Raw genomic sequence first — 17107 nt, 5'->3', positions numbered from 1 at the left:
TTTTTCTATCGGAGGCACAATGCTTTACCGTCTAGCCAGAACTGGCTTTTTCCAACTTGATGCCGAAAAGGCACATGATCTTGCAATTCAAAATTTCAAACGCTTCACAGGCACACCAATTGATCTTTTGTATCGCCAACAATTACCTCATCGACCTGTAGAGTGCATGGGTCTTACTTTTAAAAACCCAGTTGGCCTTGCAGCCGGCCTAGATAAAAACGGCGAATGTATTGATGCATTTGGCGCAATGGGTTTTGGTTTCGTAGAAGTAGGCACAGTGACTCCACGTCCACAAGCGGGTAACGACAAACCTCGTTTATTCCGTCTTGTTGAAGCTGAAGGTATCATCAACCGTATGGGCTTTAACAACCTAGGCGTCGACAACCTTGTTGAGAATGTTAAGAAGTCGAACTACGATGGCATCTTAGGCATCAACATCGGTAAGAACAAAGACACACCAATTGAAAAGGGCGCTGAAGATTACTTGATCTGTATGGAGAAGGTATATCAATACGCTGGTTACATTGCTGTGAACATCTCTTCACCAAATACTCCAGGACTTCGTTCTCTACAATACGGCGAAGCTCTAGACGATCTGTTGTCTGAACTTAAAACCAAACAATCTGAACTGGAAGAGAAGCATGGTAAATATGTTCCTCTTGCTCTTAAGATTGCTCCGGATCTAAGCGACGACGAAATTAGCCAAATTTGTGAATCATTGATCAAAAATAAGATCGATGGTGTGATCGCAACAAACACAACATTGGATCGTTCAATCGTTGAAGGCATGAAACATTGCGATGAAGCGGGTGGCTTAAGTGGACGTCCAGTCCAATCTCGTAGTACTGAAGTAGTTCGTAAACTTCACGAAGAGCTTGGTGACAAACTGCCGATCATTGGAGTAGGTGGTGTTGACTCGTATGTTGCTGCAAAAGAGAAAATGATGGCGGGTGCGAAGCTTGTACAAGTTTACTCTGGTTTCATCTACAAAGGTCCAGGCCTAGTTGGCGACATCGTTAAAAATTTATAAGCTGGAAATTGCTTTTATTCTTGAAAAGCGACAACCTGGCATCGTCTTACTAAAAGAGACACTGTAACTCACGAGTTGTAGAGAAAAGCGATAATAAAGAGGAATTCATTTCCTCTTTTTTTTTGCCTATTGCTCAGTAAAATTACTGTAATTGAAGGTAATTTTGCGTTTTACCTAATGGAATGGTTCAACAGTGTGAGACGAAATGATGCTTAAACCTAGCGATACATGGAGTTGGTATTACGATGAGCAGCAATGTTCATTAATGCTAAACCTCGGAGAGGATATGATTTTCAAAACGAATCTGGTCCGCAATAAGCTGGTGGACTGCGCGTTTAGAGATAATGAATTCACCGTTGATGACGCATCTTCATACCAAACCTTCAAAGAACAAATTTCTGGCTTAGAACTGTCTGAGCCTCGCCAAGCTGAACTCGCGCTTTATTGTGTGGCAGCAAAACGCTTCCATAAGCCTGTACAGCCTAAGAGTTGGTTCTTCGACTCACAGGGCGCTGGCCATGAGTATCCTCAAGAAGGGGATATTGTACAAATGAATAACGAGCATAGCTTGGGGTATTTCATTGTACTAGAAGTAGGAGAGTGCGCGAGCCTATGTGCATTTGTCGACCTAGAAGAGTTTCTTCTCACACCTTCAAAAGGGTTACGCTTTGGCGACTCTATTAAGGTGATGCACGATAGAATGATAGACGCGAACGCTATCCTTCATCAAACGCACATTGCGATGGTCGGTTAACCTTTTATCTAGTCCTCATTTCTAACGCATATCGCAGCGCATAAACCTGTCAAACCTTCCCCAAAATCGGCTCATTAGCCGATTTTTTTGTGCCTAAAAAACCTCAACCTGATAAATACATCACTGCTTAACTATTTAAATAGTGAACTTACGACTATTTTTTCACCTTAATTTCTGCCTATTTTCACCTCTAAAAGTGTAACTTACCCATCTTTATTCCCTGTTTTTGCCATTTTGTAGCTAACTTTCACCCTAAAGTTGAGTTTGGTATATACCAATTTTGGGGTGAATATAAATTCACATCGACGCTTTGGGCGGTACAAGGTCTAAAATCATCTTGGTTTGGTAAGTCTTATTTTTTAAGGGGATGTGGGTAAGCGATCGCTTCAACACTGTGCATTTGCTAGCCAGTTAGTCGAAAGATTCAATGAAAAGACGTGTTTAGTGTGATGCTCTAGTTACAAATTCAGGTATAATCGAGCTCATTTTTATCAATAAAAGAACACTATGAATCAATATCTAGCGGTTACCTCAAACGGCCTTGAGAATTTATTAGTTGAAGAACTAACCCAACTAGGGATTACAAACGCAAAACCTGTGCAAGCGGGTGTTAAATTCAAAGCCACCAATGAGCAAATTTATCGTTGTTGTTTGTGGAGCCGTTTGGCTTCTCGATTTGTACGTGTCCTTTCTGAATTCACTTGTATGGACGACATGGATTTGTACCTATCAACCACAGCGGTTAACTGGGTAAATCAATTCCATAGCTCTAAGCGTTTTGTTGTTGACTTCAATGGTACGAACAACGAAATCCGTAATAGCCAATACGGTGCTATGAAAGTAAAAGATGCTGTAGTTGATTGCTTCGAGAAGAAATCTTTACCTCGTCCTTCTATCAGCAAAGAGAACCCAGATATTCGAATTCACGTTCGTCTACACCGTGATAAAGCGATTCTTGGTGTTGATATGGTGGGCAGCGGTCTGCATCAACGTGGCTACCGTCCTGAATCTGGCCGTGCGCCACTGCGTGAAACTCTTGCTGCCGCGATTCTTCTTCGTAGTGGTTGGGACGCGACTAAGCCTTTCCTAGACCCTATGTGTGGCTCAGGTACGTTGGTGATTGAAGCGGCAATGATGGCTGCAAAGATGGCTCCAGGTGTTAAGCGCCAAAAGTGGTGTTTTGAATCACTAGAAGATTTCGAACCAGAACTTTGGGCTGAAGTTAAAGCTGAAGCGAACGTTCAAGGCCGTCGTGGCGTTAAGAAAGTAGAATGTAAGTTCTATGGTTACGACAATGATGAACGCATGATTAAAACAGCGCGTGACAATGCTCGTCGTGCTGGTGTTGAAGAATTGATTGAATTCGAAGTAGGTGATGCTGCGAAGCTTAAGCGTCCTACCGAGTTTACTGATGGTGTGATTGTCTCTAACCCTCCATATGGTGAGCGTCTAGGTACAGAGCCGGGTCTTATTGCGCTTTACACAGCATTCGGTGCACAGCTTAAAGCTGAATTTGGCGGTTGTAACGCGTCTATCTTCTCTAGTTCAGATGAGCTACTAAGCTGTTTACGCATGCGTGCCGACAAACAGTTCAAATTGAACAATGGTGCGTTACCGTGTCACCAAAAAAACTACTCAATTTCAGATCGTCCGATGTCAGAGCGTCCAACGGCTGAGCAAGAGCAATTGATTGCGCCTGATTTCGCGAACCGTCTTAAAAAGAACATTGGTAAAATCGCTAAGTGGGCTAAGAAAGAACAGCTAGATTGTTACCGTATCTACGATGCTGACTTACCAGAATACAATGTAGCGATTGACGTATACCCAGGTCACCTTGTGATTCAAGAATACGCTGCGCCTAAAGATGTGCCGGAAGAGAAGGCAAAACGTCGTCTAACCGATATCATCCGTGCTTCTATTCAAGTGACAGGCGTTGAAGCAAACAACGTTGTGCTTAAAGTTCGTCAGAAGCAGAAAGGTCGCTCTCAATACCAGAAGCTAGCTCAAGATTCATCGAACCTAGAAGTGAACGAATACGGCGTTAAGCTGATTGTTAACCTTCATGATTATCTAGATACGGGCTTGTTCCTAGACCATAAGATCACTCGTCGTCGTATCGGTGAGATGGCGGCAGGTAAAGATTTCCTAAACTTGTTTGCTTACACAGGTAGTGCATCTGTTCATGCTGCAGTGGGTGGCGCACGTTCTACGACAACAGTAGACATGTCTAATACTTACCTAGAGTGGGCAAAAGAGAACATGGAGCTTAACGGCCGCGTGGGTCGTCAACATCAATTCGTTCAAGCGGATTGTCTACAATGGCTGGCTAAAGAGCAGGGTTCTTACGATCTGATTTTCATCGATCCACCAACGTTCTCTAACTCAAAGCGTATGGATCAATCTTTCGATGTTCAACGCGATCACATTCGGTTGATGGAAAACCTTAAGCGTCTTCTTCGTGAAGAAGGCACGATTGTGTTCTCTAACAACAAGCGTCATTTCAAAATGGACTTGGAAGCTCTCGATGAGTTAGGTCTCAAGGCTCAGAATATCTCGTCTAAGACGTTGCCATTGGACTTCTCGCGCAACAAGCACATTCATAACTGCTGGTTGATTACACATAAGTAGTTAAGAGATTGTATAAGGATATATAGTGCTGACTCTCTACAGTACAGAAGGGTGCCATCTATGTGAGATGGCATTTCAACTCACGGAACAGTTAAACATTAGCCATCACGTCAACGTTGTCGACATTGCATTTGATGATGAGCTCTTTTCCCGTTACGGGGTCACTATTCCGGTGCTCAAATTTGAAAGCTCTGATCTTTCTCAAAGCTCAGAGCTTAACTGGCCATTTGGCTTGTTAGAACTTAATGATTGGTTAAAGAAGAATGGCATTACTTACAATTCATAATGGGCAATTAGCGTTTGGCGATCACCCGTTATTAGATCGTGCGGACTTTGTGCTGCAAGAAAACGAACGTGTGTGTTTAGTAGGGCGCAATGGCGCTGGTAAGTCTACATTGATGAAAATCCTATCTGGGAACATCATCATGGACGATGGCAAGATGCAAATCACACAAGATGTGGTTGTGTCTCGTCTGGAACAAGATCCACCGCGCAATGAGCAAGGAACCGTTTATGATTACGTTGCTGGTGGCCTAGCGGAAATCGGTGAACAGTTGAAGATCTACCATGATCTTCTTGATCTGATCGCAACAGATCCAAGTGAAAAGAACCTAAACCGTCTTACACGCGTTCAAGAACAACTGGATCATGCCAATGCATGGCGTTTTGAAGATCGCGTAAGCAACGTATTGGCAGCACTTAAGCTGACTGCTGAAACCAAATTGACTGATTTGTCCGGTGGTTGGCAACGTAAAGCGGCACTTGCTCGTGCGCTTGTGTGTGACCCAGACGTTTTACTTCTAGACGAACCGACGAACCACTTGGATGTTGCGACAATCGAGTGGCTAGAAGGCTTCCTGAAAGACTTCCGAGGTTCAATCATCTTTATCTCGCATGACCGTGCATTCATTAAATCGATGGCAACACGTATCGTCGACCTTGATCGCGGTAAATTGAGCTCTTTCCCAGGTGATTACGAAAACTACCTTGTTGAGAAAGAAGAAGCGCTTCGTGTCGAAGAGATGCAGAACGCTGAATTTGATAAAAAGCTTGCTCAAGAGGAAGTATGGATTCGTCAGGGCATTAAAGCTCGTCGAACTCGTAACGAAGGCCGCGTTCGTGCGCTTAAGAAGCTACGTGAAGAGCGTTTGAATCGCCGTGAAGTGCAGGGTAAAGCCGTTATCCAAATCGATGATGGTCAGCGTTCAGGTAAGATTGTATTCGAAGCCGAAAATCTTAACTTCGGTTTTGAAGGCAAAGAGATTGTTAAAGACTTTAGCTTCAACATCATGCGTGGCGATCGTATTGCTCTGATTGGTCCTAACGGTTGTGGTAAGAGTACGGTACTCAAACTGCTTCTTGATCAACTTAAGCCAGATTCAGGTCGTCTACATTGCGGTACTAAGCTTGAAGTGGCTTACTTTGACCAATACCGCGAAATCCTAGACCCAGAGAAGTCGGTGATTGATAACCTAGCAGACGGTAAGCAAGAAGTGACCGTAGGCGGGCGTGAGCGTCATGCACTAAGCTATTTACAAGATTTCTTATTCTCTCCTAAACGTGCTCGTACTCCTGTTAAGGCATTATCTGGTGGCGAGAAAAACCGACTGTTATTAGCTCGCATTTTCCTTAAGTCGAACAACTTATTGATTCTTGATGAGCCAACCAACGATCTAGATATCGAAACTTTGGAACTTTTAGAAGATTTGCTTGCCAACTATCAGGGTACGCTTCTTTTAGTGAGCCACGACCGTCAGTTTGTAGATAACACGGTTATGACAAGTTGGATCTTCGAAGGTAACGGTGTGATTGAAGAATTTGTTGGTGGCTACCACGATGCTCAGCAACAAAGAAAGCAGGCATTAGAGTACCGACAGGTTGAAAAGCCATCAAAGCCTGAGAAAGTAGTTGAGGAAACTCCCAAAACTGCGCCAGTGAAGGCTAAACCTAAGAAGTTATCGTATAAGCTACAACGAGAACTAGAAGCGCTACCAATGCGTTTGGAAGAATTGGAAACTCAAATTGAAACTCTTCAGGAAGAAGTCAACGATCCTAGCTTCTTTTCAAAACCTGTAGAGCAGACACAACCAGTATTAGATAAGCTATCTGCAGCAGAGCAGGAGCTTGAAGTTGCTTTTGAGCGCTGGGAAGAGCTCGAGGCACTACAACAGGAAAGTTAAGAAGTAATAATGACTTGTACTAAATTCAAATTAACAACTGTTGCGGCATTAGTTTTTGCTGCAACTAACGCGAATGCTGCGCTTTACAAAGTAGTTGAAGTAACGCCTTCGATTACAGGTGCATCTGAAATCTTTGGTGTGGCAATTCAACCAGGTAAAGCTGTGAACGCTAACGCAGTATTGCCAGCATTACCTGATGATGAGTTACCTCTAGGTTGCTTTGATTTTAATGCAACTAACTGTGCGGATAGTACATTTAAACTTGCTGGTGAGACTCGTGATACGCTTGAAGCGGTAAGTTATCGTGAAGAAGTTCCTTTCGCTATGGACGCTCCATTCCAATACATTCAAGAGCGTGACGATTTCTACAATTATTGTTACCGAGAGTTGAAATATTCTACATGCGAAAGTTGGGCAGATAATCGGTGGTACGATACTTGGAATAAGGAAAGAAACGATTTTACTTATGTCAATGCGAAAGCCTTCGTTGAAGGTGGTGATACTTTTGATACTAGAAATACGGTAATTAATTCTCTAGATGAAGATGCTAAACCACTAGGTGTTAAATCTGAAGGTACCATTCGTAATAATGCGTTGTTTACGACACCCGCTGGGCCTACCGGTACTTCTGAAACTCGTGCATGGAAAGCGATTACGGCAAGTAACGGTATTGTTTATAATGTAGGTAGTGTTTCGACTGAACAAACTATTACTGAAACATCCACACCAGATAAAGTATTTAGTTCCAAAGCCGCGATGTGGGATGGTACTGTAACTACAGAGTTGGATTGGGGGGAGAACGTTTCAGCAAAAGCTAACGATTACTTCTCACAAGGCAGTATGAGAGGGATAACAGAAGTAAACAATCGTTTCTATGGTGTTGGGTATAACACAGTCAACGGTAATAGTGACTTTCGTGATATGAATGCGAATATTTTTATAAGTAACGAGATTGACTTTACGAATGCTGTCGATTTGTCAACGGTTACTTGGGAAAATAAGTTTATCAGTGGTGCAGAAGTTAATTCAGGATCAAATAACGATGATGCTAGATACAGTAACTCTGTAGCTACTGATATTAACGATAACTTGTTCGCTGTAGGTTACTCTAAGCGTAACGGGTATGTGCCAGAGAGTGGCAGCGCAGGCAATAAGATCTTTGTTGTCGAAAATGCGACAGAACCTAAAGCAGACTTTTTGACTGGTGGTATCTTCTTCAGTGGTTCAAGCGGTGAAGCTAAAGCGGTAAACAACTTCAATGAGTTTGTTGGCCAGATTGACGCTGAGACGACTCGTGAAGTTGACGGTAGTGAGCGTAGACATAGGGGCTTTATCTATCCATATGATTTACCTTCTTCAATCGATTCTCGCCGTGTTGATATTTTTGGTGGTAAGGCATGGTGGTTAGATGACCTAACAAATGATGGTGATGCGTCTAGTTACAATAACCAATTTAGAATTATTGATGCGACGGATATCAATGATGCTGGTGTGATTTCAGCAACGGCTATCAAATGTACAGTCGACGGTAAGGATAAACCTTATGACACAACATCACACAACTCATACTGTGGTGGTGCCTCATCTAACGCAGTTGAAAAGGTTGTAGCGGTTAAACTTATCCCAATCAAGGGAGCAAGGTATGACACTGGCTCTGACATTGATAGCGTAGTAACTCGCAGTACTGACACCGAGAAAGTAGATCGTCAAGGTGGTAGCCTAGGTTGGTTAACTTTGACTGTGCTTGGCTTGTTAGGGTTCCGTAGAAAATTTAAATAATTTTTTCTCTTGAGCCCGAGTTCACAATTCTGAACTCGGGCTTTTTTTCGCCTTGAGAAAAGTGAAAAACTGATCGATTCTTAAACTTGGAGTCACAAAAACTCCGCTAAGTTGTAATCATTGTATGTTAGTAAATGGAACACCCGTATGAGGACTGCACTATGAAGAGACAAAAGCGTGATCGACTAGAACGAGCACAATCTCAAGGTTACAAGGCTGGTTTAAATGGACGGTCACAAGAAGCTTGCCCATATAGCCAAATGGATTCTCGATCTTATTGGCTAGGTGGTTGGCGTGATGCCAAAGATGATAAGCAATCAGGTCTCTATAAGTAGATAGGGCGAAAAGAATTAAAGGTCAGGGCTCCATTGTTTGTTGATTACAAGCTGGAGCCTTGTTAGTTTCAGAAGAGTGTTAAGGCTCCTCTATAACAATAAAGTATTATAGTTTCTCTATTATAAGAGCGTTTTGCTGGTGGATTTAAACGATTTCACGATTAGGTCTACACACCTTGATGCACTATAACTAAACTTATTGAAGCAAAAATAAAGCAGCCATAGACTGCTTTATTAAAAAGCTAACTATTAGATTAGAATGCTGACGTATCTTGGAAAAGGCCAACTTTTAAATCTTTAGCTACATAGATCTCTTTACCATCAACAAGAACGCGGCCATCTGCAAGGCCCATAACTAGGCGACGGTTAACAACACGTTTCATGTGGATCTCGTATGTAACTTTTTTCGCTGTAGGTAGGATTTGACCAGTAAATTTCACTTCGCCAACACCTAGAGCGCGACCTTTACCTTCGCCGCCAACCCAACCAAGGTAGAAACCAACAAGCTGCCACATTGCGTCAAGGCCTAGACAACCAGGCATTACAGGGTCACCTGGGAAGTGACAATCGAAGAACCATAGGTCAGGAGTAATATCCAGCTCAGCAAGAACTAAACCTTTACCGTAATCACCTTCAGTTTCAGACATTTTAGTGATGCGATCCATCATTAACATGTTCGGTGCTGGTAGTTGAGGGCCTTGTGGCCATAGTTCGCCTTGGCTTGATGCTAGAAGCTCTTCGCGAGTGTAAGAATCACGTTTGTTTTGCATTATCAATTACTCCGATTTTTGATAGGTGCATATTAGTGAACAGGTGTACGCTAAACAAGTCCGATCAGTACTAGACAAACCAGTTTTTAATGCGGCCAACGATTCCAATAGGGTGCTCATGTCTTTCAAAGTTTTCAATACGTTCCGCAATTTTGCTCAGAACGCTTTCTTGTCCATCGTCTCTAAATGGTTTGTTCATAATGAGAGGAATTGCTTCGTCCACATTAGACACAGACCAAATATGAAATTCTTCATTTTTAATGCTTTCAATAAGATCAGGCTTTAGTGCGAGGTGTCTTAAGTTCGATCTAGGAAGGATCACGCCTTGTTCGCCTGTTAAGCCGTTGTGTTTACACACATGGTAGAAGCCTTCGATTTTCTCATTTAGTCCACCAACCGCTTGTACACGACCAAATTGGTCTACCGCACCAGTAACCGCAATTTGCTGATTGATAGGGTATTCAGACAAAGCACTCACCAGCGAACAAAGTTCAGCAAGAGAAGCACTATCACCATCGACTTCGCAGTACGATTGCTCAAACACGACAGAAGCTGCGTATGGCAAAGGGTCTTCAAGGTTTAGTGCGCTGCTCACAAATGCTTGCATGATCATCATACCTTTTGCATGAAGATTACCACCAAGTTCGGCTTTGCGCTCAACATCGGCAATATCACCATCACCAAAGTGAATAACACAGGAAATTCGTGCAGGTTCACCATACGATATCGGGTGTCCAGGAACATCGATGACTGTTAGGCCATTAACCTGACCAACTTGTTCACCTTCAGTTTCAATAATGACTTGGCCATCTCGAATATCATCAAGAGCGCGTTCTGGTAGGTACGACTCTCGGTTGTATTTGTGTTGTTGAGCTTGTTGGATATGGTGAATATCAATCTCACCATTGTTAGCTTCAATCAAAGCTTCGTTCAATAACGCATTGTGCCAAATAGGGCATAATGGAGTATAGCTTTGATCTTCAGTCTCTCTTGCTCCGGCAGTAAGAATGCCCGTCAACGCTTGTTGCGTGATGGTTGGCAGTTCATAGCGTAGTTGAAGCCACTTAAGGTAACCAAGATATTGAGTCAAATTCTCTTCAGAGATCTTGATATCTTGTTCAATTTCGCTAAATAGGCAAAAACCGGTTTGAATATCGCTGTCTAGATAATCAAGGTCACCTAATTGAGCTCTATCACCAACCACAATTAACTTAATGTTATAGGTAAGAGGCAAAGTTGGAGATTGGTTCAAGTGCTCAGGGTTGCTACTGATAGGCTCTACGGCTTCACCAAGCAGCGCAGATTTAAGCAGTAACCAGCTTCCTGGGTTTGCCAAGATCAAGTTTGCTGAAACGATTAGGTAGCCGTTGTTTGCTCTAGCCAGAAGGCCCGGTTTTGTCGCAACAACCTTACCATCCTTCGATTGAACTTGATCAAACAAAGAGGCAGCATTTAAAGACTCAGTTTTTATAACTGGAAGAGTGTGATCATCTAAAGCAGTGACTAGAGATTCAACAATCATTTGACGATAGATCGAATTGTCCGGAGCGTTTACAAGTAACACACGCGAAAGGTTAGATAAGCGGACAAAGCGGGTTAGCGCATCTTTGAATCTATGTTGAATATCTGAAAAAGGGAAAGGCGAGATGTCAGGGAATTGCTCTAATTGAGCGCTATATTCGTCGTACTGAGGCGTAACATGTCGCCAATCTACTTGAGTCATTTAAGTTTCTGATTATGATAATGAGGTAGGGAGTATATAGAAAAACCGATCTCGCTTGTAGCTCTATGTTGTAGTTACTAATCACTAAGCTAATATAAGTATGATCTTGGTCTATTCTTTCAAGACAATAATTGTTAAATAGCCCATATTGGGTTACGCTGTCACTAGGATTAACTCTCGAGATTAAACATGAAATATCAGCAACTTGAAAACTTGGAATGTGGTTGGAAATGGAACTATCTGGTCAAAAAATGGAAAGAAGGTGAGTCGATAACCTGCCACATTGATTCAAGTGAAGCTGACGTTGCTGTACAAGCCTTATTGAAGCTAGAGCATCAGCCTACAGGCGTTCTTGAGTGGATATCCAATAACATGTCTCCTGAGCTTGATAACAAGCTTAAACAAGCGATCAGAGCCAAGCGAAAACGCCACTTCAATGCTGAACAAGTTCACACAAAGAAGAAATCAATCGACCTCGATTACCGAGTTTGGGAAAAGCTATCTCAACGAGCGAATGAGCTAGGGTGTACGCTATCTGATGCCATTGAGTATTTGGTTAGCGAAGCGTCTCGCAGTGAACAGGCGAGCAAAACAGTAACCAGCCTCAAAGAAGACTTGAGCAAGCTCCTTTCTGACGACAAATAATCATCAAACTAGTGGTGACATTATGATGTATGTAATCCTAATCGGTGCAGTGTTAGTGTTTTGGTTGGTCGCTGTTGATCGACCAGTATTAAAAATCAAATTTAACGATGGGGCGATTGAACAAGTTAAAGGTCACCTTCCACCGAGTTTTAAGCACAACCTTCAAGAAATTGGTCACAACAACAATTTTAAAGGTGAGTTAAAAGTGTATGCAAAACGCTCTGGCTACAACTTAAAATTCACTAAAGATGTACCTAGAAACGTGCAGCAACGTATTCGTAATGTATTTCCGCATAATGGGTTTAAATCTAAAGGCTCAAAGAAAGCTTAGGCTTATAGAGTTACGTGTAAGCTGGTAAACAGTCATACTAAGTTAATCCTTCATTCCTCACAAATTTCTGCATACTGTTCTCATCTTCAACAACGAGAGAACAGTATGAGATATCTAGTATTCTTATTTTGTTTTTTATCCCCAGTCGTTTTCCCCGATGATGCATTGGTTAATCCTGTCGCCAAAAAAATCAAAGTCACTGTTATGAAAGGGCTTAACAAGAGTAATGTTCATTTCGATGGCTATTGTGACCTGATGATTGAGATGAAGCATTCTAAAGGTTATGCAAGAATCAAAAAGGTTAGAACGTCTGGTGATAGTAAAGTTTGTAAGCAGGCCAAAAAACATTTGCCGAAGAAGAAAAGGTTCAAATATAGCTTTCCAGAAAAGCATATTCGCTTACATATCATATATTAACCCCCCTCAATGCACTATAACTAAATGTTCTTCATTTTCTTGAAACAATTTCGTGAACCAATCTCTAATTTCTATTAATATTAGTTTTGTTATAAAGGCAAGATATGCCGACACAAGAGCATTTAAGGCAAAGGAAAGTCACGGTTGTTGTTAGCAAATAAAAGTTATACCCCTGAAGTCATTGAGATCTCAAGGAAGGTCTCAATCAACGTTGAAGCTCGCTTTAATCGATGGTTAATCTCACCAGAATATAAGCTTGCACAACCTACAGTAGACACGTTACTCAGTTTGGAAAATAGGTATTGTGATAGCGTAATATTTGATGAAGCTGACCGCATATCTCACAACCAACGCATTTTATTGCGCTGTGAACAGGATCGAGTTAATGCCCAGCGTGAGAAAGTCCACGCGAAGCAACAAACCTTACGATACGTTATCGATGATGTTAGCAACGCGGCCTCGGAACTCATGCTTGAAAAGCTTCAAGGAACCTTAATAAGCTCGTTGTTTTTAGACTTACCTGATTACAATCAGTTCGCTAGAGTTGCGTACTCGCCATCTTTAAACTTTTCTAAACTCCATGAAATATCAGCTAAAAGTAGGCCGTTAAGCTCAAGCTTAATTGAGTTTGTTTCCAATCAAGAGTTTGCAGATAAGTATGGAAAGAAATCTAAAGTAGTTCTTGATCCTAAAGTTGCAGCTCGACAGATAGGAATCGAAAATTGTCGTTTATTGTTTCCATTACTAATGAGTCAACAGCTGATTAAGTGGAATGACAGCAATATTAAACACATCACACCTAAGGTGTGGCAACACTTGGTCGTAACGTCAAATGCGACTCGAGTCCGACTTCAAGAAACCTCAGTTAAAGATCCTAACGTTGGAATTTTACTTGGCGTGTTGAGAGTCCTACCTTTATTCTTGATTTGTAACCACTTTTCTTCAACATTTGAAGATGCATTGGTAAAAACAATGCTTGGTTATCGTGAAGCAAGTGACAAACATGACGAATATTATGCTTGTACTGAGGTGATGCCAAATACACAGTTTCTCGAAGCGATGGTCGAGCAGTTAGAGCTTAAACTACTTAAAAATTTGGTTGAATTTATAGATTGGAGTCCTGAAAACCAGTTCATAAAGAGGGCACTTCTAGAGGAAGTGAATGACATTCCTGTACTTGAGCGAACGGTTTATGGGGCAGCTTTGGCTCAAGGTCGGAAGTATTCTGTTTTCGAAGCGTTAGAGAATAGTGAGTTATTTAACGTTAAGCACCGACCTTATTGGTTTTCAACTGTTCAAATGTCTATAGCGACGATTGGGCAGATGCAAGATAGAGTGCTAGGACAACTGACTATGAATATGTAATCAAAAAAAGAGAGTCGCATTAAATGCGGCTCTCTTTTTTTGTTGCGCTGTGACTTTTTTCGATTTGGTGCCAAATAGTTGAACTAGATTAGACTTTACTTAGCTGACCACTTCAAACGTACACGACTCTTGTTTGGCAATTGCGTGCTTAACGGGTATACCAAGGCGCTGGCAAGTCATCAGAACTTTCAATTTTCTGTCGGCAGGAGCGTGCTCTGAGAGAATCACCGAGCGTAGGCACTCTCTATTTAGGTAGAGCTTATTTCCGATCATCTCGTCATCAGGTAATACCCAGCGGTATTCCTGCTCGTAACGCCAATTAGCATGCTTAACTTTGAATCTTTCAGTCCCCAGTCCTGATGCTGGTAATCCATTTTCCGATTCCGGGCAGAACATACTAGGATCGTCTTCATACTGGACTTTAAAACAGTTGAGATTAGCCTCACCGTCATAACAGTTAAGGTCATATTCAATACACATGCCTTTGAAGTTGTCCCCATACTGTGACCAAAGTATTGGGTGGTTACACGACTGAGAAAAGCACATAACCATAAAGTTTTTTTGAGATTCTTTGTTGAAGACGTGATTAGATTCAAAAGGGTTATTAAAAGTTTTAGCGTAATCAAACCACAATGAGCACTCGGAAATAGATTGTATGTTTCTGTCGTGGAGCGATCTGAACTTATAAAGTTTAGGCAACATATCAAACACCTAGTTTACAAAATTGCCTGATGTTAACACTTAAATTTATTTTTAAAGATTGAATGCATAGCATTTGATTGCTTAATCACCAAGTTTATTCATATAACTGTTTGATAGATCAAAATTTAAACACGAAATAGTAGCCTGTTAAAGTGGTTTGTTTTGCATTTAGGCTAGCTTTCAAATTTCAGCTTTTAATAAGCTACAACGTAACCTTTTTTTGTTATTACGTTACCGTGTTAAAAATTCGAGGTCGAGTAGGGAAAGAGCAAGTTGGTGGACAGACTAAAGCCGAACTTTAAAAGGACGGCTTTACTTGTAGAGTGTTTGCGAGTGAGTCAAGTTTAGAAGTGGTATCTAGCGCCTAGGTAAGCGGTTTGGGGTGACACATCAATGGACTCTATTTCAACATTCGCATAGCGGTAACCAATATGGATGTCGATGTTGTCTGTTACTATCGCACCAAGCTCTGCACCAACTTGATAGGCTGCTTCGGCTTTAGAGTCTGAGACTCCAAAAGCTTGCGCCTCCATATCCATAGACCCAACACCGGCCAATAGAGATACGTATAAATCTAATACATCGCCTTTAACAATGAATTTTGGCTTGACGTTGACGAAGAAAGCCTGACCTTCGATATCCATTATCTCGTTATAAGTTACTTTGCCAATTTTTCGGTATTCGGCCTCTAGCCCCAGTTTGACTATATCGTGTGTATTGAATTCGTAGCCTCCAACTAAGTTATAGCTAAAGTCTGATAGATCCGATGAATCTTCAATGGCGCTGCCACGATATTCTAATTCTGTTTCGTTATAAAAGCCGATATCGACACCAGCATAAAAATGGCCATGATCTCTAGGTGAGTTCTCGTTTTCACTAGCAAGCGCCTGAGAGCTGATGCCAAAAGCGGTGAATAGCGATAGGGCGATTGTACTGATTTTCATGTAAAGCCTTCTAAGGTAGTAAGTTATTCAATTCCAGAATATGTTAACAAACAAAAGATACTCCAACTAATGGAGAAATATCCCAAACGTATGATTTTAAAGACTTGTTAGTAATGAAAATATCATTATCGCAGTTATGAGACAAAGCATTCAGGAGGGTTTGAGCCAACTTGACGGCCACAAACGTCCAAGTCGCCATCAATCCGGCCATGCGATTGATTTCGTAGCTTACGATGAAAACAGTAAGGTGACATGGGACTTTAAGTATTACGAAGCGATCAGCAAAGCCTTTAAACAAGCGGCTAGGGAGCTTGAAGTTTCAATCATTTGGGGTGGTGACTGGAAAAGCCTTAGAGATGGTCCACACCGTTTGGTATACCCATGATTGGCGCGTTACTGAATCTTGTGACCGGTCGCGTAGCTACGTATAAGCAGCTTAATCAAAACAAAGCTGAGGCGTTAAAGCGTAAAGATGAACTCGAAAATGAGAAGCATCAGGCAAGGGTGCGGCGATTACAAAATGGCGAAGAGCAGGCCAGCAGCCTTGATGACATCAGCATTTGAGATAGGGGATTCAAGGATGAATTTATCCTGCTCGCCGTCTTCGTACCACTCATCTTGTCTTTCATTCCCAATTACGCGCCATATGTCGAACAAGGCTTCAATGCCCAGCAGAACATCCCAAACCCTTATTGGTTTGTAGTCGGTGCCGTTGTTGTCGATACGCTAGGCATGCGCGCTGTGGTGCGATACCTACTTGAATACTACGTATCTAGATGGAAAACGAAGTGATGACATTCTTTGATGCGTTAATCATCGGACTTATTACAGGTGGAGTCTCAAGCCTTGGCACGATTGCGGCTCTTAAAACGGACATCAACTGGATAAAGCGAATGCAGCAAGACCAAGAGCAACGAATACGAAAACTGGAGGACCCCAATGGCTAAGAAAGGTTATAAATGCAAAGGACGAAAGCAAAACGGCCAGTTAATGAAAGGCTATACGCTTAGAAATGGGCGAGTGGTCAGGGCGAATACCACACGAAAACGCTACAAGAAACGACGCTAAATCTCACTAATTAAAAGAGCTATTTTCTAATGAGAGTGGTTCTTTTTACATCCTTATCATACGGAACTAGGCCCTTAGCATCCAGTTTTAGAGCCCCGAATTTAACTGCGAAGTGCGACACTCTCCAATATCAAGCAGCCACTGCCATTTCTTTAAAGATAATCGCTGGTTGCTTGAAGTCTAAACACTTTTTTGGTCGATAATTTATCCGTGATACAGCGAATTCAATATCGCTGTCTGTTACCGTTGTTAAGTCGGTTCCTTTCTTCACATACTGCCTTAAAAGCCCGTTAGCATTCTTATTGGCTCCACGCTCCCAAGAGCTATAAGGATGGGCAAAGTACACATCAGCCTCCAACGCCTTTGCGATGGTTTCATGGCCTGCAAACTCTCTCCCGTTATCTGCCGTGATGGTATGGACATGTTCCTTATAAGG

The 17107-nt window shown here is 42.0% G+C and carries 18 protein-coding genes and 1 pseudogene; 14 read left to right on the top strand and 5 right to left on the bottom strand.

Annotated features, from left to right (window positions below; all coding sequences use genetic code 11):
• Nucleotides 1–19 precede the first annotated feature (19 nt).
• The 7 genes from pyrD to rmf all read left to right on the top strand — a co-directional run bounded on the left by pyrD (nucleotide 20) and on the right by rmf (nucleotide 8706).
• Nucleotides 20–1030, top strand: a complete 1011-nt coding sequence (pyrD, locus tag BCT34_RS23750; protein ID WP_017059681.1) for a quinone-dependent dihydroorotate dehydrogenase — start codon at nucleotides 20–22, stop codon at nucleotides 1028–1030.
• A 205-nt stretch (nucleotides 1031–1235) separates the two neighbouring features.
• The gene (locus BCT34_RS23745) at nucleotides 1236–1784 is read left to right on the top strand and encodes a cell division protein ZapC (RefSeq protein ID WP_017059680.1); all 549 of its coding nucleotides are present in this window, start codon (nucleotides 1236–1238) and stop codon (nucleotides 1782–1784) included.
• A 507-nt stretch (nucleotides 1785–2291) separates the two neighbouring features.
• Nucleotides 2292–4412 carry a bifunctional 23S rRNA (guanine(2069)-N(7))-methyltransferase RlmK/23S rRNA (guanine(2445)-N(2))-methyltransferase RlmL gene (gene rlmKL / locus BCT34_RS23740; protein WP_076651868.1) on the top strand — a complete coding sequence of 707 codons (2121 nt, stop codon included), beginning with the start codon at nucleotides 2292–2294 and terminating at the stop codon, nucleotides 4410–4412.
• Nucleotides 4413–4437: 25 nt separating this feature from the next.
• Nucleotides 4438–4698 carry a glutaredoxin family protein gene (locus BCT34_RS23735; RefSeq protein WP_019823251.1) on the top strand — a complete coding sequence of 87 codons (261 nt, stop codon included), beginning with the start codon at nucleotides 4438–4440 and terminating at the stop codon, nucleotides 4696–4698.
• Nucleotides 4676–6592 (top strand): ABC transporter ATP-binding protein, encoded by a 1917-nt coding sequence (locus tag BCT34_RS23730; protein ID WP_076651865.1) that lies wholly within the window; start codon nucleotides 4676–4678, stop codon nucleotides 6590–6592. Before BCT34_RS23735 ends, BCT34_RS23730 begins: the two co-directional genes overlap by 23 nt.
• A 9-nt stretch (nucleotides 6593–6601) precedes the next feature.
• Complete coding sequence (locus tag BCT34_RS23725) at nucleotides 6602–8371, top strand: DUF3466 family protein (RefSeq protein WP_076651863.1); 1770 nt, start codon at nucleotides 6602–6604, stop codon at nucleotides 8369–8371.
• A 161-nt stretch (nucleotides 8372–8532) separates the two neighbouring features.
• Complete coding sequence (rmf, locus tag BCT34_RS23720) at nucleotides 8533–8706, top strand: ribosome modulation factor (RefSeq protein ID WP_017059676.1); 174 nt, start codon at nucleotides 8533–8535, stop codon at nucleotides 8704–8706.
• A 254-nt stretch (nucleotides 8707–8960) separates the two neighbouring features.
• On the opposite strand, the gene fabA is transcribed toward rmf, so the two are convergent.
• Both fabA and BCT34_RS23710 read right to left on the bottom strand, forming a co-directional pair.
• Nucleotides 8961–9476 (bottom strand): bifunctional 3-hydroxydecanoyl-ACP dehydratase/trans-2-decenoyl-ACP isomerase, encoded by a 516-nt coding sequence (gene fabA / locus BCT34_RS23715; protein ID WP_017059675.1) that lies wholly within the window; start codon nucleotides 9474–9476, stop codon nucleotides 8961–8963.
• A 70-nt stretch (nucleotides 9477–9546) separates the two neighbouring features.
• Nucleotides 9547–11199, bottom strand: a complete 1653-nt coding sequence (locus BCT34_RS23710) for a Lon protease family protein (protein WP_076651861.1) — start codon at nucleotides 11197–11199, stop codon at nucleotides 9547–9549.
• Between the two features lie 189 nt (nucleotides 11200–11388).
• Between BCT34_RS23710 and matP the strand changes: the two genes are divergently transcribed.
• The 4 genes from matP (at nucleotide 11389) to BCT34_RS23690 (ending at nucleotide 13957) form a co-directional block, all read left to right on the top strand.
• Nucleotides 11389–11844: a macrodomain Ter protein MatP gene (gene matP / locus BCT34_RS23705; protein WP_010440786.1), complete on the top strand. Its 456-nt coding sequence runs from the start codon at nucleotides 11389–11391 to the stop codon at nucleotides 11842–11844.
• Nucleotides 11845–11866: 22 nt separating this feature from the next.
• Nucleotides 11867–12175 (top strand): DUF3634 family protein, encoded by a 309-nt coding sequence (locus BCT34_RS23700; protein WP_076651859.1) that lies wholly within the window; start codon nucleotides 11867–11869, stop codon nucleotides 12173–12175.
• A gap of 105 nt (nucleotides 12176–12280) precedes the next feature.
• Nucleotides 12281–12592, top strand: a complete 312-nt coding sequence (locus tag BCT34_RS23695; RefSeq protein ID WP_076651857.1) for a hypothetical protein — start codon at nucleotides 12281–12283, stop codon at nucleotides 12590–12592.
• 144 nt (nucleotides 12593–12736) lie between these two features.
• The gene (locus tag BCT34_RS23690) at nucleotides 12737–13957 is read left to right on the top strand and encodes a hypothetical protein (RefSeq protein WP_076651855.1); all 1221 of its coding nucleotides are present in this window, start codon (nucleotides 12737–12739) and stop codon (nucleotides 13955–13957) included.
• 99 nt (nucleotides 13958–14056) lie between these two features.
• Here BCT34_RS23690 and BCT34_RS23685 read toward each other — a convergent pair whose 3' ends face one another.
• Nucleotides 14057–14659 carry a DUF2971 domain-containing protein gene (locus BCT34_RS23685; RefSeq protein WP_076651853.1) on the bottom strand — a complete coding sequence of 201 codons (603 nt, stop codon included), beginning with the start codon at nucleotides 14657–14659 and terminating at the stop codon, nucleotides 14057–14059.
• Between the two features lie 344 nt (nucleotides 14660–15003).
• On the bottom strand, nucleotides 15004–15603 hold the full coding sequence (locus BCT34_RS23680) for a porin family protein (protein ID WP_076651850.1): 600 nt from the start codon (nucleotides 15601–15603) through the stop codon (nucleotides 15004–15006).
• 160 nt (nucleotides 15604–15763) lie between these two features.
• Between BCT34_RS23680 and BCT34_RS23675 the strand changes: the two genes are divergently transcribed.
• The 3 genes and pseudogenes from BCT34_RS23675 (at nucleotide 15764) to BCT34_RS24350 (ending at nucleotide 16550) form a co-directional block, all read left to right on the top strand.
• Nucleotides 15764–15988, top strand: coding sequence for a M15 family metallopeptidase (locus BCT34_RS23675; RefSeq protein ID WP_241902747.1), 225 nt, complete (start codon nucleotides 15764–15766; stop codon nucleotides 15986–15988).
• Nucleotides 15985–16395, top strand: a pseudogene (locus BCT34_RS24720) (hypothetical protein). The gene BCT34_RS23675 and the pseudogene BCT34_RS24720 overlap by 4 nt, the downstream one beginning before the upstream one ends.
• Complete coding sequence (locus BCT34_RS24350; protein WP_157934823.1) at nucleotides 16392–16550, top strand: hypothetical protein; 159 nt, start codon at nucleotides 16392–16394, stop codon at nucleotides 16548–16550. Before BCT34_RS24720 ends, BCT34_RS24350 begins: the two are co-directional and overlap by 4 nt.
• Before the next feature lie 251 nt (nucleotides 16551–16801).
• On the opposite strand, the gene BCT34_RS23660 is transcribed toward BCT34_RS24350, so the two are convergent.
• A partial coding sequence (locus BCT34_RS23660; RefSeq protein WP_133151002.1) for an IS30 family transposase occupies nucleotides 16802–17107 on the bottom strand: 306 nt, incomplete at its 5' end.

Origin of the sequence: Vibrio sp. 10N.261.45.E2, assembly GCF_002875705.1 — a bacterium.
GTDB lineage: Bacteria > Pseudomonadota > Gammaproteobacteria > Enterobacterales > Vibrionaceae > Vibrio.
This window is presented reverse-complemented; position numbering and strand designations above follow the sequence as displayed.

What these genes read in the sequence shown, in the direction of transcription:
- pyrD (WP_017059681.1), top strand. Translation starts at nt 20, where the DNA reads ATGCTTTACCGTCTAGCCAGAACTGGCTTTTTCCAACTTGATGCCGAA.
- BCT34_RS23745 (WP_017059680.1), top strand. Translation starts at nt 1,236, where the DNA reads ATGATGCTTAAACCTAGCGATACATGGAGTTGGTATTACGATGAGCAG.
- rlmKL (WP_076651868.1), top strand. Translation starts at nt 2,292, where the DNA reads ATGAATCAATATCTAGCGGTTACCTCAAACGGCCTTGAGAATTTATTA.
- BCT34_RS23730 (WP_076651865.1), top strand. Translation starts at nt 4,676, where the DNA reads ATGGCATTACTTACAATTCATAATGGGCAATTAGCGTTTGGCGATCAC.
- BCT34_RS23725 (WP_076651863.1), top strand. Translation starts at nt 6,602, where the DNA reads ATGACTTGTACTAAATTCAAATTAACAACTGTTGCGGCATTAGTTTTT.
- rmf (WP_017059676.1), top strand. Translation starts at nt 8,533, where the DNA reads ATGAAGAGACAAAAGCGTGATCGACTAGAACGAGCACAATCTCAAGGT.
- fabA (WP_017059675.1), bottom strand. Translation starts at nt 9,476, where the DNA reads ATGCAAAACAAACGTGATTCTTACACTCGCGAAGAGCTTCTAGCATCA.
- BCT34_RS23710 (WP_076651861.1), bottom strand. Translation starts at nt 11,199, where the DNA reads ATGACTCAAGTAGATTGGCGACATGTTACGCCTCAGTACGACGAATAT.
- matP (WP_010440786.1), top strand. Translation starts at nt 11,389, where the DNA reads ATGAAATATCAGCAACTTGAAAACTTGGAATGTGGTTGGAAATGGAAC.
- BCT34_RS23700 (WP_076651859.1), top strand. Translation starts at nt 11,867, where the DNA reads ATGATGTATGTAATCCTAATCGGTGCAGTGTTAGTGTTTTGGTTGGTC.
- BCT34_RS23695 (WP_076651857.1), top strand. Translation starts at nt 12,281, where the DNA reads ATGAGATATCTAGTATTCTTATTTTGTTTTTTATCCCCAGTCGTTTTC.
- BCT34_RS23685 (WP_076651853.1), bottom strand. Translation starts at nt 14,659, where the DNA reads ATGTTGCCTAAACTTTATAAGTTCAGATCGCTCCACGACAGAAACATA.
- BCT34_RS23680 (WP_076651850.1), bottom strand. Translation starts at nt 15,603, where the DNA reads ATGAAAATCAGTACAATCGCCCTATCGCTATTCACCGCTTTTGGCATC.